Here is a 23,864-nt window from a genome sequence, read left to right as displayed (position 1 = left end):
CCGGTCTGGGACCGGAGAAGCGTCCGATCTTGCGATCGGAAGGGCGCGTTTAGTCGGGGTCTTCGGCGCTGTCCAGCCCCGTTTGCGCAATTGATCGGCCGGGAATGCGATAGCCTTCGCCGAGCCACTGCAGCAGGTCGCGGTCGCGGTGGCGGCTCGAGCAGAACGGCTTGTATTCGGCAACCGCGGGCTGGTCGCAGATCGGGCATTTGACGGTGGGGGCGGTGGGCGTCATCGGGCACTCTCCAGTTCGTGGACGACGCCCGTACGGCGCGTGAGTTCCGCGAGCCAATCCGGGCGCGTCATCAGACGTGCATGGACGGCTGCAGGCAGGGTGTGGCGGCGCGAGGCGGTCGGCGGCGTACGTTCGAGCGCGCGGAGCGCCGCGCGGATCGCTGCACCGACCGGATCGGCGCGGAGGATCTCGGGGATCGACGCGCGTGGACGCGGCCGGACGATCTGGAGGAAACCAAACCCGTTCATGGCGGTGCGCTCGAACGGTTGCGGCAGCGATTCGTCGATCGCGGCGGCGACGGCGTTGCGCTGCGCCTTGCCGGCGATCGTCGGGAAATCGATCCCGATCGAGCCGCCGATACCGTGTCGGCGGATCGCCCGCCCCACGGCATGCGCGGCGGCGACTGCAAGAGTATCCAGCGGCGGTGCGCCGTCGACGTCAAACAGCGTCATCGCCGGCGTCGGCGAAAGGCGGAGCGCGCCGAGCGGGAACACGATCTCGCCGCTAACAGCCTCGTCGAGGAGTTCGGACCAGCCCACCGCCTCCAGCACATCGGGTTCGTGGGCGCGCGGGCTGCGGACGGGCAGTCCGGTCGCCATGAGGCGCTCGTACAGTGTCGGGGCGGGGCAGGGCGGCAGGTCGCTGGGGACGGCCTTGGCGAGCTTCGCACGGCCCGCTTCGGGGAGGGCTTCGCGGACGATCTCGACGGTGAGGCTGGCGCCCTGCGTGATGCCGGGGGGGAGGTGGTTGATCAGCGCCTCGCGGCCGTCAAGCATGACGCGACCGCGGCGGCCCGGCAGCAGCTCGACGAGCCGCGCACGGGCGACGAGGCCGACCTTCAATGCCTCGGTGTCGAGTTCGATCGCAGCTTCGATAATCTCGTCGTTGTCCACCAAAGCGCCGCGCACTTCGCCGATACCGGCCTCGTAGAGCCATGCAGGCCCTGTATCACGCAAGCGCGACGCCTGCGGTCTTCAACAGCGCGCGCGTTTCGAACAGGGGCAGGCCGACGACGCCCGAATGGCTGCCCGACAGGAAACGGACGAACGCCTCGGCGCGGCCCTGGATCGCGTAGCCGCCGGCCTTGCCGAGGCCTTCGCCGCACGCGAGATAATCGTCGATCTCGGCGGGGGAGAGCGGCTTGAACGCGACGATCGTGTCGGCGATCCGCGTCCGCACCTTGCCGGTCGCGTCGATCACGCAGACCGCGGACAGGCAATGGTGGCGTCGGCCCGACAGCTTGCCGAGCAGGTCGCGCTGGATTTCGAGCGTGTCGGCGGGGGGCAGGATGCGGCTGCCGAGCGCAATCGTCGTGTCGCCGGCGAGGACGATCTCGCCCTCCGCACGTGCGACAGCGCTGGCCTTCTCGACTGCGAGGCGAAGAGCATAGGCACGGGGCGGTTCGGCCTTGCGCGGGCTTTCGTCGATGTCGGGGGATTCCACGCGCGACGGCACGACGCCGAGCCGCGCGAGCAGGTCGCGGCGGCGGGGCGAGGAAGAGGCCAGGACCAGCATTGGTGCCTCGTTATAGAAGCGGCAGGCGCCTAGGCGCCCACGGGCTTATTTGAAGCGGTAGGTGATGCGACCCTTGGTCAGATCGTACGGGGTGAGTTCGCACAGCACCTCGTCGCCGACCAGCACGCGGATGCGGTTCTTGCGCATCTTGCCGGCGGTGTGACCGAGAATCTCGTGGTCGTTTTCGAGCTGAACCCGGAACATCGCATTGGGGAGGAGTTCCACCACGCGGCCGCGCATCTCGAGCAGTTCTTCCTTGGCCAAATATAATCTCTGAATTGGGGGAATTTCGGGACGAGCGCCCTTACCGCAGGTTCGCGAAAAAGGAAAGCACGGCCGAAGGCGGATACGGGCGTGATGCCCGAACCCGCTTGCTTGATCCCTATATCGGCCATCGAGCGTCGTTGAACAAGAGCACCGGTCGAGGACGACGGACGCGGAATGTCACAGCAGGCTCGGCTGAAACGCGTTGGCCTCGCGTGCTGCGCGCCGGAACGCGGCGCGGTCGACGTTGGGGATGCGCGGGCGCTTGCCCTGGAACAGATCGGCGAGCGTCAGGATCTGGAGTTTGGGAAACGTCTCGTCGACGCCGGCACGGTAGATGCCGACCGCGGCGGCACGGCGCTCCATCTCGCGCGTTGGCTTGGCGTTCATGATGAGGATGCCGATCGGTGCCTTCTCGCGCGCGATCGTCGCGGCGAGCGTCTCGACCATCGCGGTGTCCGGATTGAGCCCACCCTTGACCGATACGATCGCGCGGTGCGTCACCATCTTGCCCGATGCCGGGTCGTGATCGTTGAAATAGATCAGTCCGTCGATGCCACCGTCCGCACCCTTTTTCCTGCCGCCGAACGGCAGCGCATCGACCATCGACACCGCCCACCACTGGAACTGGTATTTGTCGCGTAGCGCGAGATTGCAGGCGGAGGCGAGGTCCTTCGGTGTGCCTTCGACGGTGAAGGTGACGGCGGGAAACGCATCCTTCATCCGCTTCTCGATCAGCGAGATGGCAAGATGCGTGACGTCGATGCCGATCCATTGCCGCTTGAGCTTTTCCGCGGCATGCACCGCGGTGCCGCAGCCGCAGAACGGATCGAGCACGACGTCGCCTTCGTTCGACGAGGCAGCGATGATCCGCTCCAGTAGGGCTACCGGCTTCTGCGTCGGGTAGCCGAGCCGTTCCTTCGAGACGGGGGCGATGATCGGTATTTCCCAGACGTCGTTCATGGCGACACCCAGCGATGTGCCCGATTCCCGGGTCGGGTTGCGCATGCCCTCGGCCGTGAACGTGACCTTCTGCATCGATCCCTTCCACCGTTTCAGCGAACTTGCCGACGGCGGCACGGTGAGCGTGTTGAACAGATTGCCGCTTTCGCTCTTGGTGTAGAACAGCAGGCAATCGTGCATCCGCTGGAACCGGTGCGAGACCGATGGCCAACGGCGATAGCTCCAGACGATCTCGTTCTGGAAATGCCGCTTGCCGAAGATCGCGTCTAGCAGCAGCTTCAGGTAATGACTCGCGGTCGGATCGCAGTGGAGATACAGGCTGCCGGTCGGCTTCAAGACGCGGTGCAGTTCGAGCAGGCGGACCGCCATCATCGCCAGATACGCCATCATGTCGTTGTCGCCGAGAAACCCGCGCATCGCGTTCAACAGGTCGAACGCCTTGGTATTGCCGCTGCGGGCAACCTGGTCGAAGGCGTCCTCCGCGGTCTCGTTCCAATGCCAGGTATCCTCGAACGCCTCGATCTGCGCGTTGGAGGATTTGCCGTCGGGCTCCTTGAACAGGATGCCGTAGTTCGCGTTCGAATTGAACGGTGGGTCGAGATAGATCAGGTCGACGCTTTCGTCGGCGATCTCCTTGCGCAGGACGGCGAGGTTGTCGCCATAGAATAGGTGGTTTTCAGGGCGGTTCCGCATCGGCCGAGGATGAGGGGGTAAAGCCACGCTCGTCCAAGCGAGACGCATCCAACGGCGCGGGAAAGGCTCCATTTCGGAGGCTTCCCTGCACTGGCGCGCGGGCGTCCGTTCTTTACCCCACCCCGCCGCCGGCCAGAGCTGCAAGCAGCAGCAGCGCGACGATGTTGGTGATCTTGATCATCGGGTTGACCGCGGGGCCTGCGGTGTCCTTGTACGGGTCGCCCACGGTGTCGCCGGTGATCGCGGCCTTGTGCGCTTCGGACCCCTTGCCGCCGTGGTGGCCGTCCTCGATGTATTTCTTGGCGTTGTCCCAGGCGCCGCCGCCGCTTGTCATCGAGATCGCGACGAACAGCCCGGAGACGATCACGCCCAGCAGCATCGCGCCGAGCGAGGCGAAGCCCGCAGCCTGGCCTGCGACCGTGGTGATGATGAAATACACCGCGAGGGGGCTCAGGACGGGGAGAAGCGAGGGGATGATCATCTCGCGGATCGCCGCCTTGGTAACGAGGTCGACCGTCCGTGCGTAGTCGGGCCGGCTGGTGCCGAGCATGATGCCGGGGTTGTTGCGAAACTGCTCGCGGACTTCCTCGACGACGGCGCCGGCTGCGCGACCGACGGCGGTCATGCCGAACGCGCCGAACAGATACGGGAGCAGCGCGCCGAGCAGCAGACCGACGATGACGTACGGGTTGCTGAGGCTGAAATCGACCGTGACGTCGGGGAAGTAGGTCGCGAGGTCGGTCGTGTACGCCCCGAACAGGACGAGCGCGGCGAGGCCGGCCGAGCCGATCGCATAGCCCTTGGTGACTGCCTTCGTGGTGTTGCCGACCGCGTCGAGCGCATCGGTCCGTTGGCGGACGTCATCGGGGAGGCCGGCCATCTCGGCGATTCCGCCTGCGTTGTCGGTGACGGGTCCGTAGGCGTCGAGCGCAACCACCATGCCGGCTTGGGCGAGCATGGCGGTCGCCGCGAAGGCGATGCCGATGATCCCGGCGAGCTGATACGCGACGATCACCGCGACGACGATCACCAGCGTCGGCAGCGCGGTCGATTCGAGACTGATCGCGAGGCCCTGGATGACGTTGGTGCCGTGGCCGGTCTCCGATGCCTTGGCGATCGACTGGACCGGGCGGTGGTTGGTGCCGGTATAATATTCGGTGATCCACACGATCAGCCCGGTGACGACGAGCCCGATCATCATCGACCAGAACAGGTCCATGCCGGTGAAGCTCTGCGTCAGCGAAGGTGCGGCCTGCGTGGTGAGATCGTCGCTGGCGGGATCGAGGAAGCCCGCGCCGCCGATGACGCGGTGGAGGTCGCCGAGCACGTACTGCGTGGCAAGGTAGATCGCCGGGATCGACAGGATCGTCGAGGTGAAGAAGCCCTTGTAGAGCGCGCCCATGATGCTGCCGCCGCCGAGCCGGACCATGTATGTGCCGATGATCGAGGTGACGATGCACACCCCGCCGACGAGCAGCGGGAGAGTCATCAGCCGCATCAGCTCGGCGCCGCTCGCCTGGATCAGCAGCGCGATCGAGATCATCGTGACGCCCAAGGTGACGACGTAGGTCTCGAACAGATCGGCGGCCATGCCGGCGCAGTCGCCGACGTTGTCGCCGACATTGTCCGCGATCACCGCGGGATTGCGGGGGTCGTCCTCGGGAATGCCGGCCTCGACCTTGCCGACCAGATCCGCGCCGACGTCCGCCGCCTTGGTGAAGATGCCGCCGCCCAATCGCGCGAAGATCGAGATCAGCGAGGCGCCGAACGCGAGTGCTGTGAGCGCTTCGACGATGATCCGGTCGTTGGGCGCATGGCCCGCGGGTCCGGTGAGGTACCAGAAGAACGCGCTGATCGCGAGCAGGCCGAGACCCGCCACGAGCATGCCGGTCACGGCGCCCGATCGGAACGCCAGCGTCAGGCCGGCCTGCAGCGACGTCCGCGCGGCCTCGGCGGTGCGGACGTTGGCGCGGACCGAGATGTTCATGCCGACATAGCCCGCGACGCCCGAGAGCACCGCGCCGATGACGAAGCCGACCGTCGAGATACGCCCGAGCGTAAACAGCAGGATCGCCGCGACGATGACGCCGACGATCGCGATCGTGGTGTATTGGCGGCCGAGATAGGCCTTGGCGCCTTCCTGAATGGCGGCGGCGATGTCTTGCATCTTTGCGTTGCCGGGGGAGGCGGCGAGCACCTGTCGACTGGTGACGAAACCATATAGGACGGCGATGACGCCGCAGATCATGGCCAAATAGACGGTCGTCATACGGCACTATCCCTCTTGTCAGGTCCTCTCCGGTCTCGACTTTGCCGAGTCCCGATACAGGGAACCTATCAGTGCGGGGGTATTGCGCAAGTTATCCTCGGGGGCGGTGCTCGTAGCCTAGACTTGGCGGGAGCGGGACGGGTTTGCCGGAGTCGTGAAGGGTAAGCCCCGAGCCGGCTGAGAACGCGCCGATCAGAGTGGCGTCGGTGGCGAAATCTTGCGGTGCAGCAAAAAGGAGTTGGTAGTCGTCGCCGGCGGTCGCGGCGGCGAGGCTGTCGCCGGAGAAGGCGCGGTAGGCGGCCGACAAGGGTATGCGCGAGAGGTCGACGCTGACGGCGAGGTCGCTGGCTAACGCCATGCGGGATGCGTCTATGAGTAGGCCGTCGGATACGTCCATCATCGCATGGACCTGCGGGGCAAGTATGCGACCCTCGGCGAGCCGTGGCTGCGGGCGCCGGTATGCGGCGAGGAGTTCGGCTGGGCCTTGCGCGCCGAGTGCGATGGCTAGCCCCGCGCCCGCGTCGCCGATCGTGCCGGTGACGTAGAGCGCGTCGCCTTCGCGTGCGCCGCTACGGGCGGGCGCGGCGGCATTGCTGCCGAACGCGGTGACGGTCAGGACTCGCGCCGCGTTCCGGGGAAGGGTCACGGTGTCGCCGCCGATGATCTTCGTGTCGAACGCCGTCAGGACCTCGGCGAGCCCTTCGAGAAACGCGCGGTCCCACGCGTCGTCGCTGAGCGGATAGTTGAGGAGGACCCCCTCGGGTCTGGCCCCCTTTGCCGCAAGATCGGAAAGGTTGGTCGCGACGAGCTTCCAGGCGACGTCCTGTGCGGGGTCGGTCGGGAGGAAGTGGATGCCTTCGACCAGCGTGTCGGTCGTGACGACGAGCGGGCCTGCGTCGAGCAGCGCGGTATCGTCGTTGAGGCCACGCGCCGCCGGGTGCAGCGGAAGCCGGCGGAGAGCGGCAATAAACTCGGCTTCATTCACTCTCTGCTCCCTCTCCCCTCCGGGGAGAGGGCTGGGGTGAGGGGCCGTTCCAGGCGCCGCACTGCTTGGCAGCCCCTCACCCCGACCCTCTCCCAGGGGGGAGAGGGAGTTCGTCAGGCCCGCACTTCCTTGGCGATACCGTCGAGCAGCCCGTTCACGAAGCCGGACTCGCGCTTGTCGTAGAACGCATGCGCGACGTCTACATATTCGCTGATCACCGCGGCGACCGGCACGTCCTTGCGCGCCAGCAGCTCGTACGTGCCAACGCGGATGATCGCCTTCATCGGCTTGTCGAGCCGCGCGAGCGTCCAGCCCTTGGCCAGCTTGCCCTCGATCAGCACGTCGATCTCGCCGGCGCGCGCGTTGGCGCCGGTCACCAGGTCGTCGAAGAAGTCGACATCGGCCTCGGCATATTCGACGTCTTCGATCGTCGCGCCGAGCCGGTGCTGGTGGAATTCGTTGAGCAGGACGGGCATCGCGGTGCCCTCCATCTCGTGCTGGTAAGTCGCCTGAACGGCGGCGAGGCGAGCGGCGGCACGCGCCTTGGTGCGGGGGGCGGTTCGAGTCATAAGCGGTTGCCTGTAGGCGCGGGGGGCGTGTGTGTCAGCCCTTTGCGTTTCGCGCGCTGGGTCGAAGAAGAATGGTTCGCGCAGAGGCGCAGAGGCGCAGAGGTGTCGACCTAGCCGCACAGCGGCCCTTCAATCACCCGCCAATGAGTAGATCGAAGCGGCTACGCCGCACGCAGCATCTCTGCGCCTCTGCGCCTCTGCGCGAACAAAATCAGCTGTTGAGGCGAAGCCGCAACGCCACTGATTTTGCGTGCGCCGGTAGGCCCTCGGCGCTGGCCAGAGCGACGGTCGCGGGCCCAAGTTCGCGCAATGCCGCTTCGTCGAGCGCGAGGAAGCTGGTGCGCTTCATGAAGTCGAGCACGGACAGCCCCGACGCAAACCGCGCACGGCGGCCGGTGGGGAGGACGTGGTTCGGCCCGGCGACGTAATCGCCGATCGCCTCTGGCGTGTAGCGGCCGAGGAAGACCGAGCCAGCATGGCGGATGCGGTCGAAGAAGCCTTGTGGGTCGGGGATCGCCAGCTGGAGATGCTCGGCGGCGAGGCGATCAACCAGCGGGATCGCGTCCGCCAGCGTATCGACGACGACGATAGCGCCGTTGGTATTCCAAGCGACGCGCGCGACGGCTTCGGTGGCGAGGTCGCGCAACTGGCGGTCGACCGCGTCCGCCACTTTGTCAGCGAACGCGGCATCGTCGGTGAACAGGATCGACTGCGTGGTGACGTCGTGCTCGGCCTGGCTGAGCAGGTCGGCTGCAGTCCATTCGGGGTCGTTGAGCGCGTCCGCGACGACGACGATTTCCGAGGGGCCCGCGACCATGTCGATGCCGACGACGCCGTAGACCTGGCGCTTGGCCTCGGCGACCCAGGCGTTGCCGGGGCCGGTGATGACGTCGACCGGTTCGATGCGGCCTGCACCGTAGGCGAGCGCCGCGACCGCTTGTGCGCCACCGACGCGCCACACTTCGTCGACGCCCGCGAGATGTGCGGCGGCGAGGACCAGCGGGTTGATCTGGCCATCCGGTGTCGGCGTGACCATCGCGAGACGGCCGACGCCCGCGACCTTGGCGGGGATCGCGTTCATCAGCAGCGACGAGGGGTAGGCGGCGCGTCCACCGGGGACGTAGATCCCGGCGGCATCGACAGGCAGCCATCGCGCGCCGAGCCTCACGCCTGCCGAGTCGACCGAGTCGCTGTCGAGCGGCCGCTGTTTCTCGTGATACGCGCGGATGCGAGTCGCGGCGAGTTCGAGCGCGGTGCGTAGGTCCGGATCGAGTGCCTCGAACGCGGCCTTGCAGTCGGCGGCGTCGATTTGCCAGCCCGTGGCTTCGAGGTCGTGGCGATCGTGCTTCTGCGTGAGGTCGCGGAGTGCGGTCTCACCGTCGCGGCGGACTGCGGCGATGATTGTGGCAACGTCCTGCGTGACGCCCGCGTCGGATTCGCGGCGATCCTCGACGAGCGCAGTGAAGCGAGTCGCGAAGTCCGCGTCCGAGGTGGAGAGGCGGATCACATTCCCCTCCCGCTTGCGGGGGGGGTCAGGGGAGGGGATGACATAGCCTCGCACGCTACGATCGGGGCGGGCATGCCCTCCACCGACCCCTCCCGCAGGCGGGAGGGGAGCAGAAGGTTGGCGCTCATGCTGCGATTTCCTGTGCTTCGACCGCGCGGCGGAATGCTTCGACCAATGGGACGACCCGTGCGCGGGTCTTCATCGCGGCGCGGTTGACGACTAGGCGGCTGGTGACTTCCATGATCGTCTCGACCTCGACAAGGCCGTTCTCCAGCAGCGTGCGGCCGGACGATACGAGGTCGACGATGCGCGGCGCGAGGCCGAGCGTCGGCGCCAGTTCCATTGCACCGTTGAGCTTCACGCACTCCGCCTGCACGCCCCGCGAGGCGAAATGCGCGGCGGTCACATGCGGGTATTTGGTCGCGACGCGGACGTGGCTCCAGCCGCGCGGATCGTCCTGCGCGGCCATCTCGGCGGGCTCGGCGACCGACAACCGGCAATGCCCGATGCCCAGGTCGACCGGTGCGTAAAGCTCCGAATAGCCGAACTCGGCGATCACGTCCGACCCGACGATGCCCAACTGCGCAGCACCGTGCGCAACGAAGGTGGCGACGTCGAACGCGCGCACGCGGATCAGCGAGATCGTCGGATCGTTGGTCGCGAACCGGAGCGCGCGGCTGTTCTCATCCGAGAAGGAAGCTTCGGGATGCACCCCGGCGCGCGCGAGCAGCGGCAGGGCCTCGGCGAGGATGCGTCCCTTGGGGACGGCGATGATGATCTGGGAGTCAGGCACGCGCTGGGCTTTACGGGGGGGGCTTGGCGGGTGCAACAACCTGCACATGGCAAATGAACTGACTAACCGTGCGGCGTTCGACATCCAGGCGGGCTATTGCGCCGCGATGGACGCGCCGATTACCGCGCGGGTCTGCACTGCGCTGGCGACCGCAGTGGATCGTGAAAGCGAGACGGGGCGGCGGGTGCTCGACTGGATGGGCGAGCCTGTCGCGGATGCGCTGGCGTTGCGGCTGGTCGGCGGATTGCATGCGCTGCACCGCGCGGGCGTCGATCCGGTGCTTTCTGCCGTGTTCGCCGGGGCGGAGACCGACCCGGTACGCGTGGCGGCCGCTTTGCAGGCGGCGCTGGTCGCGCAGGATGCGGCGTTGCTGCCGTGGCTCGATGGGCCGCCACAGACCAACGAGGCGGCGCGGTCCGCGGGGATGATGACCGGGATCCTCCTTTTGGCCGAGCGATACGGTCCGCAGTTCGAGGTGCTGGAAATCGGATCGAGTGCCGGGTTGAATCTGCTGATCGATCGCTATCGGTTCGATCTCGGCGGCGTGAATGTTGGGCCGGATACATCGCCGGTGACGATCCGTCCCGAATGGCGGGGGCCGCCGCCGCCGAACGCGCCCGTCGAGATCGGGTCGACCCGCGGCGTCGATATCCACCCGGTGGACGTCGCCGATCCGGCCGCAGCAGCGCGGCTCGAGGCGTATGTCTGGGTCGATGCGGTCGAGCGACAGGCGCGGCTCGCGGCGGCGATCGCGATGGTGCGGGACGGCGGCGTCGATCTGGTCGAAGGCGATGCGGCCGACTGGGTTGAGGCACGATTGGCCGAGCCGCAGCCCGAGGGCGTCACGCGCGTGCTGATGCATTCGGTGGTGTGGCAGTATCTGCCGGCGACCTCCCGCGAGCGGATCCGGGTCGCAATGGATGCGGCGGGTGCGTGCGCGACGGTGGAACGACCGCTTGGCTGGGTGATGATGGAGCCGAATCGCGACCTGCACCGGCATGAGGTGCGCGTCCGCGGCTGGCCGGGGGAGCGGGCGATGGAACTGGTCGCGCTGACGCATGCGCATGGCGCCTGGGTCGAGGGTCTCTCCGCCCCGTACGAGACGCGCGACTACGTCATGCGGCGTGGCGCGTACGAGAAGGATTGAGGTCCCCAGTCACGCCGGACCCTTCGACAAGCTCAGGAGAGCCTCGTTCCGGCATCCACCGTTCCGCGCATCGATTGCTTCGAGTTTGCGGACCGGTGGACCCCGGAACAAGTCCGGGGTGACGGAGGGGACGTCCGGCTCAGTAGAAGAAGCCGTTGTTGACCTGAACCACTTGTCCCGAGCGCGTGTCGACCAAGACGACGTCGCGGCCGTAGCGGACCCAGCGCTGATAGCCGTAGGCCGGGCGCGACAGGCGATAGGTCTGATAGTCGTTGATCCAGTAGTTGCGACCGTAATATTCCGGCGCGAACCGGTAGCCGACGTTGACCGGGCGATAGCGATAGCCGCGCGGGCCGGCATAGGCCGGACGGCGGTAGAGGTCGCCGTGCGTGCGGCGATAGTCGCGCCAGTCCTCGCGCGCCTCGCGGCGGTCTTCGCGCAGTTCCTGGCGGGCTTCGCGGACATCGTGACGGTCGCCGTAGCGGCGCGCGCGCTGGAGGTCGCGCTGGCTTTCGCGGACCTCGCGCTGGTCGCGGCGGACTTCGCCGTAGCTCTGCGCGGTGGCGACGGTTGGGACGAGGGTGGCGGCGGCGACGGCCGCGAGGATCATCTTGCGCATGATTGCTCTCCTGTGTTCGACGCCGAATCGACGGCATGGACAGCGTTTTGCGCCCGTCGCGCTGAACGATCGCCGAATGCGGTCGTCAGGATTCAGACAGGTGGCGCATGTCCGATCCTGTGTTTCCTGCCCTATTAACCGTCAAACCACCCCGGCGAAGGCCGGGGTCCAATTGGAGAGGTTGCAGTAACGTAGCGCCGTTCCAAATTTCGGTCGTTACCCGATTGGGCCCCGGCCTTCGCCGGGGTGGTTTCAACGTAGGCCAGCGGTACGTACAATGCTGACTGGTGGTCGTGTCAGATTCCCCAGCGGCGCATCGCGGCGATCACTGCGTCGGGCTTTTGCCAGGGCACGAAATGGCCTGCGTCGATCTTCTCGATCGTGAGGGCCGGCACGTACTCAGTAAGATCGAGCTGGCTCGGCAGCAACGCGCTGTCCTGCATTCCCCAGATCACCAGCACCGGCATCGCGGTCGGCGGGAACGGTGCGTCGAGAAAGGCCGGGCGGAGCGGAGTCTCGTCCATCGCGGGAACGACGATCGCGCTCGCGCGGTACCAGTTGAGCATGCCGGTGATCGCGCCGGGCTGGCCCCATTCGTCGAGATAGGCGGCCTTGTCCTCGGCCATCGCGGCGAGATCGGCATGTTTCGAGAAACTGGTGTCGAAGAAGGTTTCGAGGCCGATCGCGGCGATGTGCATTTCGAGATCGGGGTTGCGGAAGGCGCGGATATACTGGCTGGCCGCGCGCTGGTCGAGGTCGTCGAACATGGTGCGCTGGAAGACGAGCGGGTGGGGGGCGTTGATGATGACGAGCTTCGCGATGCGCTCGGGGTGGCGCAGCGCGGCCATCCAGGACACCGCGCCGCCCCAGTCGTGGCCGATCAGCGTGAAGCGGTCGATCTTGAGATGGTCGGCGAGCGCGATCAGGTCGGCGACGATCTTGTCGGGGGTGTAGCTGTCGACGCCCTCCGGCTTGGACGAGCGTGCGAAGCCGCGCTGGTCGGGGGCGATCACGTAATGGTCGCGGGCAAGATCCGGGGCGATGTCGCGCCAGGTGCGGTGCGATTCGGGGAAGCCGTGGAGGAGGATGACGGGCGGGTTCGCGGGGGCGCCGCTGATCGCGACGTCGAGTTCGATTCCGGTGGATAACGCGATGCGTTGCAGGTCCGACATCATTCCCCTCCCGCTGGCGGGAGGGGTTAGGGGAGGGCCTACCCGTCGCGCTGCCCTTGGATCATGCCCTCCCCCGGCCCCTCCCGCAAGCGGGAGGGGAGATTACGTCTTCTGCTCCCCTCCCGCTTGCGGGAGGGGAGGAGTCACGGATAGCTGACCGTCTTCGGGATCGCAGGGATTTCGATCCATTCCTTCTCGTCGCCGGGCACTTTCGGGAAGTTGCCCGCATTCCAGTCGCGCTTTGCCTGTTCGATGCGGTCGCGACTGGAACTCACGAAGTTCCACCAGACGTGGCGCGGCGTCGTGAACGCATCGCCACCGCAGAGCATCGCCCGGCCGCCGTGTGCGGACCGTAGCGTCGCCGAGATGCCGGGGCGGAGCACGTACAGCACCTGCGGCTCCAGCTTCACGCCCTCCAGCGTCGCCTCGCCCATCGCAAGATAGATCGCGCGCTCTTCCGCCGCGGCATCGATCGGCACGCTGGCGCCCGGATCGAGTGCGATGTCGGCGTAGATCGTCCCCGAATAGGTCGTGGTCGGCGCGGTCTGGCCCCACAGGCTCCCCATGATGATCCGCGAGCGTGCGCCGTGCGCCTCGATCGTCGGCAGCTGCGCCTTGGTGACGTGCTCGAACGCCGGGTCGATCTCCTCGACCGCCTCGGGCATCGCCAGCCAGGTCTGGATACCCGACAGGTTCGGCCCCTCGGCCCGCTCGTCGCCCGGTGAGCGTTCGGAATGGACGATGCCGTGACCCGCGGTCATCAGGTTGACCGCGCCGGGCTCGATCCGCGCCTGCGTGCCGAGCGAATCGCGATGGTCGATCGCGCCGTCGAACAGGTACGTAACCGTCGACAGGTTAATGTGCGGGTGCGGGCGCACGTCGATGCCTTGGCCCACCTCGAGATGCGCCGGGCCCATCTGGTCGAAGAACAGGAACGGGCCGACCATAGTCCGCGCCTTGTTCGGCAGCGTGCGGTGGACCTTGAAGCCGCCGAGATCGTGCGTTGACGGCAGGATGGTTTGGAGGACGAAATCATCGAGCATGGCGTTATCCCTTGGCAGGTTCCGTGGCGTCGAGGAGTTCGACCAGGTCTGCTGGATAGAGCGTTTCGTGGAAGCCCGCGATGTCGTTTCGGGAAAACCAGCGGTGACCGACGAGCAGTTGCTTCTCCTGTTCGGTGAGATTGCCGGCTTTCACGTCGCAGTTGTCGACATCGATCCGGAAATAGCGTTCGTCCGCGGTGACCTCTGTGCCTTCGAAGGTGCGGAAGTCGACGACGCGGCGCGCGACTTCGGGGCCGCAGTCGATGTCGAGGCCGACCTCCTCCCAGAGTTCGCGGCGAGCGGCGGCGGCGTAGCTCTCGCCCGGATCGACTGCGCCGCCCGGCGTGCACCAGAGTGCCGGGCGGTCGGCGGGGGTGAAGCGGAACATCAGCACGCGGTCCTGGCCGTCGACCAGCAGTATCCTGGCGGCCGGGCGCGGGGTCCTCACAACCAGCACCTTTCCGGCGAAGGCCGGGGTCCAGTTGGAAAGGTCGATATGGCGATGGGCTGCCCATCGTTACGCCGCTCTCCCAACTGGACCCCGGCCTTCGCCGGGGAGGTGTTGGCCGGCGAAGTGCCGATCGTGAGAAGGTTTCCAAGACTCATTCGGCATCAAGCTCGGGATAGGCGCGGAAAATGCCGTCGGTGTTGAAAGCGAGGCGGCGGTCGCTTTTCAGATAGGCCTTGATCCCCGGGAGTTCGGCGACCTGATCGTGGATGCGGACCAGGTTCGGATAGTCGGGTTCCAGCGTCTTCATCCGCTGCGGGAACATATACCGCAGCCCCTCGATCACTTGGAACAGCGACGTATCGGCATAGCTCCATTTGTGATCGATCAGCCAGTCGCCGGTATTCGCCTGCGCCGCATCCTCGAAATGACCGAGGAACTTCGGCAGGCGCTCCTCGCGGAACTGCTTTGCTGCCCGCGCGGCCTCGGGTTTCTGGTCGTCGTAATAGTCCATCATCGCGACCGGATGATGGACGTTGTGGACCTCCGCGACGAGGTCAGCGATCGTCAGCTGGAGTTGGTTGAGCCACAGCCGGTCCGCCATGTTCGACGGCGCGAGGCCGTGCCGCTCGCCGAGATACATCAAGATGTTGGCGACCTGCGCGATCACCAGGCCGTCGAGCTCCAGATAGGGCGGCGCGAACGGTGTGCGGCCGGTGCGGTCGTTCAGATCGGCGAGCAAACCTTCTTCGCCGACCTTCCGCGCGCAGTCCTCATACGCGATCTCCGCACCTTCCAGTGCGAGCCGGACAAACTCGCCGCGCCCCTGCAGCGACGGCCAGTACCAGAGCTTGTAGGACATCAGCTTTCCCCGGGTGCGCGGGCCTTGATGGCGAGCGCGTGAATCTTCGTGCTCAACAGTTCGGCGAGCGCCTGGTTCACGAGCCGCTGGCGCGCGACGCGATTAAGGCCTTCGAACTTCGGGGTTTCCACCTCCACCCGGAAATGCGTCTCGCCGGTGCCGTCGTCGCCCATGTGGCCGGCATGGAGTCCGCTTTCGTTGACGACGGTCAGCTGTGTGGGCGTGAGCGCCGCGGTGAGGCGGGCGGTGATCTGGTCCTGTACGGAGCCGGTGGCGAGGTCTGTCATCGAACCTATATAGCCCGTTTCGGAAAGCGCGGGGAGCCAGTGAGCGAAGACGGTCAGAACAATCGCAAGGAGCGCCCCAGTCCACGGTTTCACGGCCGCGTGGAAGGGACGGGTCGCGTCTGCATGTGGCGCGATTGCGAGGAGCCAGGCGAATTTCGCGCGCCACCGCTGGAGGGGCCGAGCGACGGCGGGCCGCCACAGTTCCGCTGGTTCTGCCTTGAGCATGTCCGCGCGTTCAACTCCGGCTATAACTTCTTCGACGGGATGACCGCGGACGAGATCCATTATGCGCAGCGACCGATGGCGGGCTGGGAACGCGAGACGCGGGCGTTCGCGCATGGGGGCGGCGACACCCCGCCGAAATGGGCGGACTTCGCCGATCCGATCGACGCGATCGGTGCGCGGTTCGGCGAGCGGATGGCGGCGGCGCGCAAGGACGGTCGCGTGCTGTCCGATGGCGAGCGGCGCTCGTTGCGCGTATTGGGGCTCGGCACGGACACTGACCGTACGGCGCTGCGCAAACGCTACGGCGAACTCGTCCGGCGCTATCACCCCGATCGAAACGGCGGTGACCGCGCGCATGAGTCGGAGTTGCAGAAGGTGATCGCCGCGTATCAGCACCTGAAGGGCGCCGCAGCGTTCGCATGATACGCCGGCACCTCGTTCGCCGTCCGCATAGGCTGCCCGCCGGGCGATGATGCTACTTCCTTATATTCGCCGGACAACCTCTTCGAGTTGATCGGCTGCCGCGTTCCAGCCCGTTTCGAAGCCCATCGCCGCATGGCTGTCGCGCGCGTCGGCGGTCCAGTGGCGGGCGGTGGCGGAGTAGCGGGTCTTGCCGTCTTCCTCGAAGAACTCGTCGACGCGCGTCATGAACGGGGTTTGGGGCACCCAGCCCGCTGTGAACGCGTCGGTGGAGACGATGCGGCAGCACGGCGTCACGTCGAGATACACGCCTTCGAGCGCGTTTTCCTCGGCGTTCGGCCCGCGGAGGATCAGCGCGCAACGGCCGCCGGCGCGGAGGTCGAGTTCGACGATCTCGGTCGTCCAGGGGCGCGGGCAGAACCAGTCGGCGAGATGTTCGGTCCAGGCACGCCACACCGTCTCGACGGGGGCGTCGATCAGGCGGGTGATCGACAGGTCGTACGCGTCGGTCATTCAGTCTCTCCCTGTGCCGCCAGCCATGCGGCGAACGCCGGCGGCGGTGCGCCGGTGAACCCGACCATCTGATCGGCGAGTGCCCTTGCGAAGGCCGGACGCGCTTCGACTCGCGCGACATACTCGGTCAGTGTCGGATGCGCGTCGAGCAACGGCGTGCCGCCGAGCATGCGCAATACCGCCACCATCATCAGGTCGCCCGCCTGGTACGTGGGCACCCTGCCCGAAGGGTTGACGATCGCGGTGCGGCGGCTGTTTTTGCTCGCCCTGCCGGAGATACAGCGCGTCATAGGTCTGGCCGACCTCCTCGAGCCCCCAGCGGACGCGCAGGTCCCGCACCTGGCCCTTCGCGAAATCGGGAACCCAGTCATAGGCCGTGATGATCGGTCGCATCGTTTCCCTTTCCGGATGTCACGAGGTCGGCGCAGTCTCCCCGGCTGGATCAGGCGGGCTGGGTCTCGCCCATCGCGTGCGCCGCCGCGGCCATGTCCATGAAGAACGGTCCCCAGCCATGCCCGTCGAGGTCCTCGAAGGCGCGACTGTACATGAAGCCCATGTCCTCGGGATCGTGCAACTCACGCCCCCCCTCCGCCAGAGCGGCTTCCGTGATCGCGTCGACGTCGGCCGGGCTGTCGAACGACAGCGCCAGCAGCACGCCACTGGTCGTCTTCGCATCGATGATCTGCTTGGCCGTGAAGGTCGCATAAAAGGCGCGATCGAGCAGCATCACCATGATCGTGTCCGACCACGCCATCGCCGATCCCCGATCGTTCGAGAACATCGCGTCCCGTTCGAACCCGATCGCCGCGTAGAACGCCGTCGCGGCCACCACGTCGGCGACCGGCAGATTCACGAAGATGGCTTTGCTCATGGCTGCTCTCCTGATTCGACTCGGTTTCACACCGTATTTGCATTGCATGCTCGCAATGGTTACCTAAAACAACTATGAAGTTAGAAAATATAACCGAAGACTCGTCGAAGCGGTGGTATGACGATGCATGCGGCACGGCGATGGCGCTCGAACTGGTGGGAGAGCGCTGGTCGTTGCTGGTCGTGCGCGAACTGATGTTCGGCCCGCGGCGGTTCGGCGAATTGAAGGCCGATCTCGGCGGGATCAGTGCGAACGTCCTGACGCAGCGGCTGGAGGGGCTAGCGCGTGCCGGCATCCTGATCCGGCGCATGTTGCCGTCGCCCGCCAGCGTACAGGTCTACGAACTGACGCGCTGGGGGTATGAGAGCGAGACCGCGATTCGCGAACTCGGTCGATGGGCGGCGCGGTCGCCTGCGCATGATCCCAGCCTGCCGCTGAGCGCAGCCTCGCTGATGCTGTCGTTCCGGACGATGTTCTCGCGGCAGCGCGCCGATGGCTGGACCGCGGTCGTCGGTTTTCGGCTGGGCGGCGATGGGTTCGTCGGCAGAATTGATGGCGACTCGATCCATGTCGTGCGCACCGACCCCTCGGTCGCGGACGTCACGTTCGATGGCGATCCGATGACGATCGCATCGCTCGTCTATGGCGCAAGGCCCTTTCGCGACGCCGAAGCCGCGGGCACATTGCAGATCACCGGGAACCGTGCGCTTGCCGAGCGGTTCGTCACACTCTTCCCGCTTCCGGACAAGGTCGCGGTTGAGTAACGCCCCTCGCTTGTCCTAGAGCGGTGGGGAACACGAGGCCAACATGACCGATATCCCGAATACCCAGCCCGACAGCCGCGAGACCACGATCCTCGACGCACCCGACCGCATGGTAAAGGTGCGCGAGATGTTCGGGATCGATTCCGACATGGAAGTGCCGGCCTTCTCCGAAGCCGATGAGCGCGTTCCCGATCTCGATCCGGCGTACGTCTTCGATGCCGACACTACGCTCGCCGTCCTTGCCGGCTTCGCGCATAACCGTCGCGTGATGGTCCAGGGCTATCACGGCACCGGCAAGTCGACGCATATCGAGCAGGTCGCGGCGCGCCTCAAATGGCCGTGCATCCGCATCAACCTCGACGCGCATATCAGCCGTATCGACCTGATCGGCCGCGACGCGATCGTGCTGAAGGACGGCCAGCAGATCACCGAATTCCGCGAAGGCCTGCTCCCTTGGGCGCTGCAGACCCCGACCGCGCTTGTGTTCGACGAGTACGACGCCGGCCGCCCGGACGTGATGTTCGTGATCCAGCGCGTGCTGGAGACCGAGGGCAAGCTGACGCTGCTCGACCAGAACCGCGTGATCCGCCCGAACCCGTGGTTCCGTCTGTTCGCTACCGCCAACACGGTCGGCCTCGGCGATACGAGCGGGCTGTATCATGGCACGCAGCAGATCAACCAGGGTCAGATGGACCGCTGGAACATCGTCGTCACGCTCAACTACCTTCCGGCCAAGGTCGAAGCGCAGATCGTGCTCGCCAAGTCCGGCGAATACGACAAGCCCGAGGGCAAGAAGACCGTCGAGAACATGGTCCGGGTCGCCGACATGACGCGCAAGGGCTTCGTCAACGGCGACATCTCGACCGTGATGAGCCCGCGTACGGTGATCACCTGGGCGCAGAACGCGCTGATCTTTGGCGACGTCGGCTTCGCGTTCCGGTTGAGCTTCCTCAACAAGTGCGACGAGGCGGAGCGGCCGCTGGTCGCCGAATATTACCAGCGCGTGTTCGGCAAGGATCTTCCCGAGAGCGTGGTGGGCAAGGCCTAGACCTTTGGCCAACGAAACCCCTCTCGATCGCTTCAAAGCGGTTCTAGCCGGTACCGCGCGTGCGATCTCGGAGGAGCCGGAGGTCGAACTCGCCTTTACTGCCGATGCACCTACGCAAAGCGGCAAGCACATCAAGGTGCCGATGCCCGCGCGTGCCCTGCCGCTCGAGCAGGTCGCCGAGGCGCGGGGGTTTGCCGACGGCTTTGCGCTGCGGTTGAAGCATCACGACATCGCGCTGCATAGTCGCGCGGCGCCGATTGAGGCGGTGGCGCGCGCGGTCTTCGATTCGGTGGAGAACGCGCGTGTCGAGGCGCTCGGCGGGCGTGGCTATCTGGGTATTTCCGACAATCTAAACAGCGCGCTCGACGTACGTCTTCGCGCCGATCCGATCACGCGCGCGCGCAATCGCGACGAGGTACCCTTGTCGACCGCGCTCGGCCTGATGGTGCGCGAGCGGCTGACCGGGCAGGAATCACCCGCTATCGCCGCGCCGGGGCTCGCGCTGGTTCGCGAGTGGATCGAGAGCAAGACCGATCTCGACGCGCTGGCCTATGCGCTCGACGACCAGAAGGCGTTTCAGGGGCTTGCGCGGAAGATGCTGCAGGAGCTGGAACTGGTCGAGGGCGATCAGGTCCCCGAGGAGAGCGACGAGGGCGGCTCCGAGGACGAGGGCACCGACGAGCAGCAGCAGGACGAGGGCGACGAAGGCGACGATCAGGGCGAGGACGGCCAGGGCGAAGTCGAGGCGCGCGGCGAACAGTCCGAGCAGCAGAACGAGGAAAGCGACGGCCAGGAGCAGAGCGACGAGTCGATGGACGACATCGACGGCGAGCCGGGCGACGACGGCGAGGAAGGCATGCAGCCGGTCCGCCCGAACCGTCCCTTCGCGGACATGGGCGGCGCGTTCGACTACAAGCCGTGGACGACGCAGTTCGACGAGGTGATCGCCGCCACCGAGCTGTGCGACGCCGACGAACTCGCCCGCCTGCGCGGCTATCTCGACCAGCAGCTCGTGCATCTGCAGTCGACCGTGTCGAAGCTCGCGAACCGGCTCCAGCGCCGTTTGATGGCGCAGCAGTCGCGGTCGTGGGATTTCGACCAGGAGGAGGGCATCCTCGACGCGGCGCGCCTCGCACGCGTGATCGTCAACCCGACGCTGTCGCTCAGCTACAAGGCCGAACGCGAGACCGATTTCCGCGACACCGTGGTGACGTTGTTGATCGACAACTCCGGCTCGATGCGCGGTCGCCCGATCTCGATCGCGGCTATCAGCGCGGACATTCTCGCCCGCACGCTGGAGCGGTGCGGGGTGAAGACCGAGATCCTCGGCTTCACCACGCGCGCCTGGAAGGGCGGGCAGTCGCGCGAAACCTGGCTGGCCGCAGGACGTCCGCCGCAGCCGGGCCGGCTCAACGACATCCGCCACATCGTCTACAAGCGCGCCGACGAGCCGTGGCGCCGCGCGCGCAACTCGCTGGGCCTGATGATGCGCGAGGGGTTGCTGAAGGAGAATATCGACGGCGAGGCGCTGATGTGGGCGCATGCGCGTCTGGTCGCGCGGCCCGAGGAACGCCGTATCCTGATGGTGATCAGCGACGGCGCGCCGGTCGACGATTCGACGCTCAGCGTGAACTCCGGCTCGTATCTCGAACGGCACCTCCGCCAAGTGATTGGCTGGATCGAGAGCAAGTCGCCGGTCGAGCTGGTCGCGATCGGCATCGGCCACGACGTCACCCGCTATTACGCGCGCGCCGTGACGATCATGGACGTCGAGCAGCTTGGCGGGACGATCATCGAACAGCTGGCTTCGCTGTTCGATACCGAGTGATCCTCAGGCGGGCGGCGTGATCGCTGCGCCAGCCGGCGGATTCCATGGCCCCGTCAAGCGCTCGATCACGATCGCCGGCCATCAGACCTCGATCAGCCTCGAGCCCGTCTTCTGGCAGGCGCTCGAGGCCACAGCCGGTCGTCTCGGTTTGCCGTTGTCCGCGCTCGTCGCCGAAATCGACGCGATCCGCATCGTCGCGGACGATCCACCGAACCTAGCTAGCGCGTTAAGAACATGGCTGTTTGACGATATAAGTTGAGAACAACTCGCATTAGCGTTGACAGTGCGAACGACTCTCAATAGCGAGCCCTGCAAGAGCAAAGGGGTTTGTCTATGTCGCTACCATCGCCGCGTGCATCCATGCCGCGTTCGTCCACCGTGCCAGCGTTTCTCGCTCTGTCGTGCGTCGGCGCGTTCGCCACCGCGCCGGCCTATGCCGCGGATGCCGACAAGCCCGCGGCACCGCTGACCGATGCGCAGCAACGCGATGAAATCCTCGTCAACGGTCAGCGCGAGCGCGACTCCGGCCCCAAGCAGGTCGCGCCACTGGTCGACACGCCGCGCTCGGTGATCGTCCTGCCGAAGGAAGTGATCGAACAGACCGGATCGAACAGCCTCGCCGATGCGCTGCGGACCGTTCCCGGCATCACCTTCGGCGCGGCCGAGGGTGGCAACCCGATCGGCGACCGCCCCTTCATCCGCGGCTTCGACAGCCAGGGCAGCATCTATGTCGACGGCGTCCGAGATCTCGCCGCACAGACGCGCGAAGTGTTCGCGGTCGACTCGGTGCAGATCGTCCGCGGCTCGGATTCGACGCTCGGCGGACGTGGCTCGGCCGGCGGCACGATCAACATCCTGTCGCGCCTGCCGCAGCTCGAGAACTTTGGATCGCTCAGCGGCAGCTACGGCGAGGCGGACTACAAGCGCATCACCGGCGACGTGAACCTCAAGATTTCCGACACCGCCGCGTTCCGCATCGAAGGCATGTGGCACGATCAGGATGTCGCCGGGCGCGATGCGATCTGGTCGAAGCGCTGGGGTATCGCACCGTCGTTCGCGGTCGGGCTCGGCACCCCGACCCGGCTGACCGCCAGCTTCTATCACATGGAGAGCAGCGAACTGCCCGACAGCGGCATCCCGTATCTCTACACGATCGCCAACCACCCCGGCACAGGCAACATCTCGACCCAGCCTGCGCTCGGTACCGTGATGACCGCCGGCGGCCAGACCGGCTACGTCTCGCGCAAGAACTTCTACGGCTTGGCCAATCGCGATTTCCGCGATGCCAACACCAACCAAGCGACGATCCGCGTCGAGCATGATTTCGGCGGCATCACCCTGCGCAACACCGCGCGCTACACGCACAGCGACCAGAGCTATATCTTCACGCTGCCCGACGACAGCCAGGGCAATGTCTACGGTACCACCGCGACCAACACCGGCGCGAACGTGACCAATGGCGGCTATGTCTGGACCCGCGGCAACACGCGGTACGGCTATAGCGAGAGCATCGTCGACCAGACCGACCTGTACGGCAAGTTCAATACAGGGAGCATCGAGCACAGCTTCTCGCTGGGCACCGAGATCTCGTGGGAGAAGACGCGGCGCGGCGCGTTCGTGTCGGCGAACGGATCGACGATCTCGCCACGTTGCAATACCGCGACGATCGCGCGGTCCTATTGCGTGAGCCTGTTCAACCCGAACCCGAACGCACCGTGGGTCAACTACACGAGCGACACGTCGACCACGCCGACGCCGGTCGTGAAGGGCGCGACCTCGACCGAGACGCAGAACGACGCAAACACGAAGGCAGTCTATGCGTTCGATTCGATCACGCTGATGCCGGCGCTGATCCTGAACCTCGGCGCACGCTACGATCGGTTCCAATCGACCGTCATCCTTCCGGGTGCCCAGCAGACGCGGATCAAGCGCGTCGACAACCTGTTCAACTGGCAGGCGGGCCTCGTGTTCAAGCCGACGCCGGAGACCAGCCTGTACGCAAGCTACGCGACCGCCGCGACGCCGCCCAACAGCCTGCTCGGCGAAGGCCGCGAGGACAATTCGATCACGGCAGCAACGCTCAATTTGCTGAAGCCGCAAAAGACGAAGTCGTATGAGGTCGGCGCCAAGGCCAGCCTGTTCGGTGAAAAGCTCCAGCTCGGGGCGGCTGTGTTCCAGACCGACATCGCCAATGCCCGCGTGCTCGACGACAACAACACCGCGTCGTTCATCGGCGAGACGCGGATCCGTGGCGTCGAGTTCAACGTCAGCGGGACGATCCTGCCCGGCTGGACCGTGTTCGGCGGGTTCACGCATCTCGATCCGAAGATCATCGACGGTGGCTCGACGATCCTGACCGCGCCGGCGATCACGCGCACCGCGAACGGCGTCACCACCGTCATCCAGCCGGCCCGGACGATCGGCGTCGTGTCGGTCAACACCGGCAAGCAGGTCCCGCAGACCGCGAAGAACAGCTTCACCGCGACGACGAACGTCACCGTGACCAAGCGGCTCCAGATCGGCGGTACGGCTCTGTACATGGACGAGCAGATCGGCGGCTATGCGGACAATCGCACCGCGACGCAGACTGCCGCGGGCGTCGTGTTGGTCAACCCGGCGACCAAGGTCCTGACGCGCAGCACCCCCGACTACTGGCGCTTCGATGCACGCGCGAGCTACAAGCTGACCGACAATGTCGACCTCAGCGTCAACGCGCAGAATTTGACGAACAAGACCTATTTCTCGCAGACCTATGCCAGCCACTACGCCACGCTCGCGGCCGGCCGCACGATCTTCGGCACGGTGAACCTGCGGTTCTGAGGAT

The 23,864-nt window shown here is 66.3% G+C and carries 26 protein-coding genes; 7 read left to right on the top strand and 19 right to left on the bottom strand.

What is annotated here, in order from left to right:
* Nucleotides 1-49 precede the first annotated feature (49 nt).
* From ASF09_RS08585 to hisG, 10 genes are all read right to left on the bottom strand, one after another.
* Nucleotides 50-235 (bottom strand): DNA gyrase inhibitor YacG, encoded by a 186-nt coding sequence (locus tag ASF09_RS08585; RefSeq protein WP_060525858.1) that lies wholly within the window; start codon nucleotides 233-235, stop codon nucleotides 50-52.
* Nucleotides 232-1,191 carry a ribonuclease gene (locus ASF09_RS08580; RefSeq protein ID WP_060525857.1) on the bottom strand — a complete coding sequence of 320 codons (960 nt, stop codon included), beginning with the start codon at nucleotides 1,189-1,191 and terminating at the stop codon, nucleotides 232-234. Before ASF09_RS08580 ends, ASF09_RS08585 begins: the two co-directional genes overlap by 4 nt.
* The gene (locus ASF09_RS08575; protein ID WP_060525856.1) at nucleotides 1,184-1,750 is read right to left on the bottom strand and encodes a Maf family protein; all 567 of its coding nucleotides are present in this window, start codon (nucleotides 1,748-1,750) and stop codon (nucleotides 1,184-1,186) included. The genes ASF09_RS08580 and ASF09_RS08575 overlap by 8 nt, the downstream gene beginning before the upstream one ends.
* 45 nt (nucleotides 1,751-1,795) lie before the next feature.
* Complete coding sequence (gene infA / locus ASF09_RS08570; RefSeq protein WP_031441079.1) at nucleotides 1,796-2,014, bottom strand: translation initiation factor IF-1; 219 nt, start codon at nucleotides 2,012-2,014, stop codon at nucleotides 1,796-1,798.
* A 180-nt stretch (nucleotides 2,015-2,194) separates the two neighbouring features.
* Nucleotides 2,195-3,670, bottom strand: coding sequence for a DNA methyltransferase (locus ASF09_RS08565; protein ID WP_060525855.1), 1,476 nt, complete (start codon nucleotides 3,668-3,670; stop codon nucleotides 2,195-2,197).
* A gap of 112 nt (nucleotides 3,671-3,782) precedes the next feature.
* The gene (locus ASF09_RS08560; RefSeq protein ID WP_060525854.1) at nucleotides 3,783-5,939 is read right to left on the bottom strand and encodes a sodium-translocating pyrophosphatase; all 2,157 of its coding nucleotides are present in this window, start codon (nucleotides 5,937-5,939) and stop codon (nucleotides 3,783-3,785) included.
* Nucleotides 5,940-6,030: 91 nt separating this feature from the next.
* A complete protein-coding gene (gene thiL / locus ASF09_RS08555) occupies nucleotides 6,031-6,924 on the bottom strand; it encodes a thiamine-phosphate kinase (protein ID WP_060525853.1) in 894 nt (297 codons plus the stop codon).
* A gap of 113 nt (nucleotides 6,925-7,037) precedes the next feature.
* Complete coding sequence (gene nusB / locus ASF09_RS08550; protein WP_056488135.1) at nucleotides 7,038-7,493, bottom strand: transcription antitermination factor NusB; 456 nt, start codon at nucleotides 7,491-7,493, stop codon at nucleotides 7,038-7,040.
* Nucleotides 7,494-7,704: 211 nt separating this feature from the next.
* Nucleotides 7,705-9,000: a histidinol dehydrogenase gene (gene hisD, locus ASF09_RS08545; RefSeq protein ID WP_060525852.1), complete on the bottom strand. Its 1,296-nt coding sequence runs from the start codon at nucleotides 8,998-9,000 to the stop codon at nucleotides 7,705-7,707.
* Nucleotides 9,001-9,124: 124 nt separating this feature from the next.
* Nucleotides 9,125-9,793: an ATP phosphoribosyltransferase gene (gene hisG / locus ASF09_RS08540; protein WP_235529760.1), complete on the bottom strand. Its 669-nt coding sequence runs from the start codon at nucleotides 9,791-9,793 to the stop codon at nucleotides 9,125-9,127.
* Nucleotides 9,794-9,839: 46 nt separating this feature from the next.
* Here hisG and ASF09_RS08535 point away from each other — a divergent pair, with 46 nt between their 5' ends.
* Nucleotides 9,840-10,940: a DUF2332 domain-containing protein gene (locus ASF09_RS08535; protein ID WP_060525851.1), complete on the top strand. Its 1,101-nt coding sequence runs from the start codon at nucleotides 9,840-9,842 to the stop codon at nucleotides 10,938-10,940.
* 139 nt (nucleotides 10,941-11,079) lie between these two features.
* Here ASF09_RS08535 and ASF09_RS08530 read toward each other — a convergent pair whose 3' ends face one another.
* The 6 genes from ASF09_RS08530 to ASF09_RS08505 all read right to left on the bottom strand — a co-directional run bounded on the left by ASF09_RS08530 (nucleotide 11,080) and on the right by ASF09_RS08505 (nucleotide 15,371).
* On the bottom strand, nucleotides 11,080-11,559 hold the full coding sequence (locus ASF09_RS08530) for an RcnB family protein (protein ID WP_060525850.1): 480 nt from the start codon (nucleotides 11,557-11,559) through the stop codon (nucleotides 11,080-11,082).
* 296 nt (nucleotides 11,560-11,855) lie between these two features.
* Nucleotides 11,856-12,734 carry an alpha/beta fold hydrolase gene (locus tag ASF09_RS08525; protein ID WP_443024976.1) on the bottom strand — a complete coding sequence of 293 codons (879 nt, stop codon included), beginning with the start codon at nucleotides 12,732-12,734 and terminating at the stop codon, nucleotides 11,856-11,858.
* A 140-nt stretch (nucleotides 12,735-12,874) separates the two neighbouring features.
* A complete protein-coding gene (locus ASF09_RS08520) occupies nucleotides 12,875-13,774 on the bottom strand; it encodes a pirin family protein (RefSeq protein WP_060525849.1) in 900 nt (299 codons plus the stop codon).
* 4 nt (nucleotides 13,775-13,778) lie between these two features.
* On the bottom strand, nucleotides 13,779-14,228 hold the full coding sequence (locus tag ASF09_RS08515; RefSeq protein WP_082444247.1) for an NUDIX hydrolase: 450 nt from the start codon (nucleotides 14,226-14,228) through the stop codon (nucleotides 13,779-13,781).
* Nucleotides 14,229-14,376: 148 nt separating this feature from the next.
* Complete coding sequence (locus ASF09_RS08510; RefSeq protein ID WP_060525847.1) at nucleotides 14,377-15,084, bottom strand: glutathione S-transferase; 708 nt, start codon at nucleotides 15,082-15,084, stop codon at nucleotides 14,377-14,379.
* On the bottom strand, nucleotides 15,084-15,371 hold the full coding sequence (locus ASF09_RS08505) for a BolA family protein (RefSeq protein ID WP_060525846.1): 288 nt from the start codon (nucleotides 15,369-15,371) through the stop codon (nucleotides 15,084-15,086). The genes ASF09_RS08510 and ASF09_RS08505 overlap by 1 nt, the downstream gene beginning before the upstream one ends.
* 123 nt (nucleotides 15,372-15,494) lie before the next feature.
* On the opposite strand from ASF09_RS08505, the gene ASF09_RS08500 reads away from it, so the two are divergent.
* Nucleotides 15,495-16,019, top strand: coding sequence for a J domain-containing protein (locus tag ASF09_RS08500; RefSeq protein ID WP_082444197.1), 525 nt, complete (start codon nucleotides 15,495-15,497; stop codon nucleotides 16,017-16,019).
* 60 nt (nucleotides 16,020-16,079) lie between these two features.
* Here ASF09_RS08500 and ASF09_RS08495 read toward each other — a convergent pair whose 3' ends face one another.
* From ASF09_RS08495 to ASF09_RS08485, 3 genes are all read right to left on the bottom strand, one after another.
* On the bottom strand, nucleotides 16,080-16,529 hold the full coding sequence (locus ASF09_RS08495) for an SRPBCC family protein (RefSeq protein ID WP_060525844.1): 450 nt from the start codon (nucleotides 16,527-16,529) through the stop codon (nucleotides 16,080-16,082).
* Complete coding sequence (locus ASF09_RS19760) at nucleotides 16,526-16,819, bottom strand: hypothetical protein (protein WP_235529759.1); 294 nt, start codon at nucleotides 16,817-16,819, stop codon at nucleotides 16,526-16,528. The genes ASF09_RS08495 and ASF09_RS19760 overlap by 4 nt, the downstream gene beginning before the upstream one ends.
* 152 nt (nucleotides 16,820-16,971) lie before the next feature.
* On the bottom strand, nucleotides 16,972-17,400 hold the full coding sequence (locus ASF09_RS08485) for a VOC family protein (RefSeq protein ID WP_060525842.1): 429 nt from the start codon (nucleotides 17,398-17,400) through the stop codon (nucleotides 16,972-16,974).
* Nucleotides 17,401-17,474: 74 nt separating this feature from the next.
* Between ASF09_RS08485 and ASF09_RS08480 the strand changes: the two genes are divergently transcribed.
* The 5 genes from ASF09_RS08480 (at nucleotide 17,475) to ASF09_RS08460 (ending at nucleotide 23,860) form a co-directional block, all read left to right on the top strand.
* Nucleotides 17,475-18,164: a winged helix-turn-helix transcriptional regulator gene (locus ASF09_RS08480; protein WP_060525841.1), complete on the top strand. Its 690-nt coding sequence runs from the start codon at nucleotides 17,475-17,477 to the stop codon at nucleotides 18,162-18,164.
* A gap of 43 nt (nucleotides 18,165-18,207) precedes the next feature.
* Nucleotides 18,208-19,212, top strand: coding sequence for a cobaltochelatase subunit CobS (gene cobS, locus ASF09_RS08475; RefSeq protein WP_056052421.1), 1,005 nt, complete (start codon nucleotides 18,208-18,210; stop codon nucleotides 19,210-19,212).
* Between the two features lie 4 nt (nucleotides 19,213-19,216).
* The gene (gene cobT, locus ASF09_RS08470; protein WP_060525840.1) at nucleotides 19,217-21,040 is read left to right on the top strand and encodes a cobaltochelatase subunit CobT; all 1,824 of its coding nucleotides are present in this window, start codon (nucleotides 19,217-19,219) and stop codon (nucleotides 21,038-21,040) included.
* A 16-nt stretch (nucleotides 21,041-21,056) separates the two neighbouring features.
* On the top strand, nucleotides 21,057-21,299 hold the full coding sequence (locus tag ASF09_RS08465) for a ribbon-helix-helix domain-containing protein (RefSeq protein WP_060525839.1): 243 nt from the start codon (nucleotides 21,057-21,059) through the stop codon (nucleotides 21,297-21,299).
* Nucleotides 21,300-21,400: 101 nt separating this feature from the next.
* Entirely contained in the window at nucleotides 21,401-23,860 is a 2,460-nt protein-coding gene (locus ASF09_RS08460) for a TonB-dependent receptor (RefSeq protein WP_060525838.1), read from the top strand.
* Nucleotides 23,861-23,864 lie beyond the last annotated feature (4 nt).

Origin of the sequence: Sphingomonas sp. Leaf242 (genome assembly GCF_001422045.1) — a bacterium.
GTDB lineage: Bacteria > Pseudomonadota > Alphaproteobacteria > Sphingomonadales > Sphingomonadaceae > Sphingomonas.
Note: the sequence above shows the minus strand (reverse complement) of the source record. Positions and strands in the feature narration are given on the sequence as shown.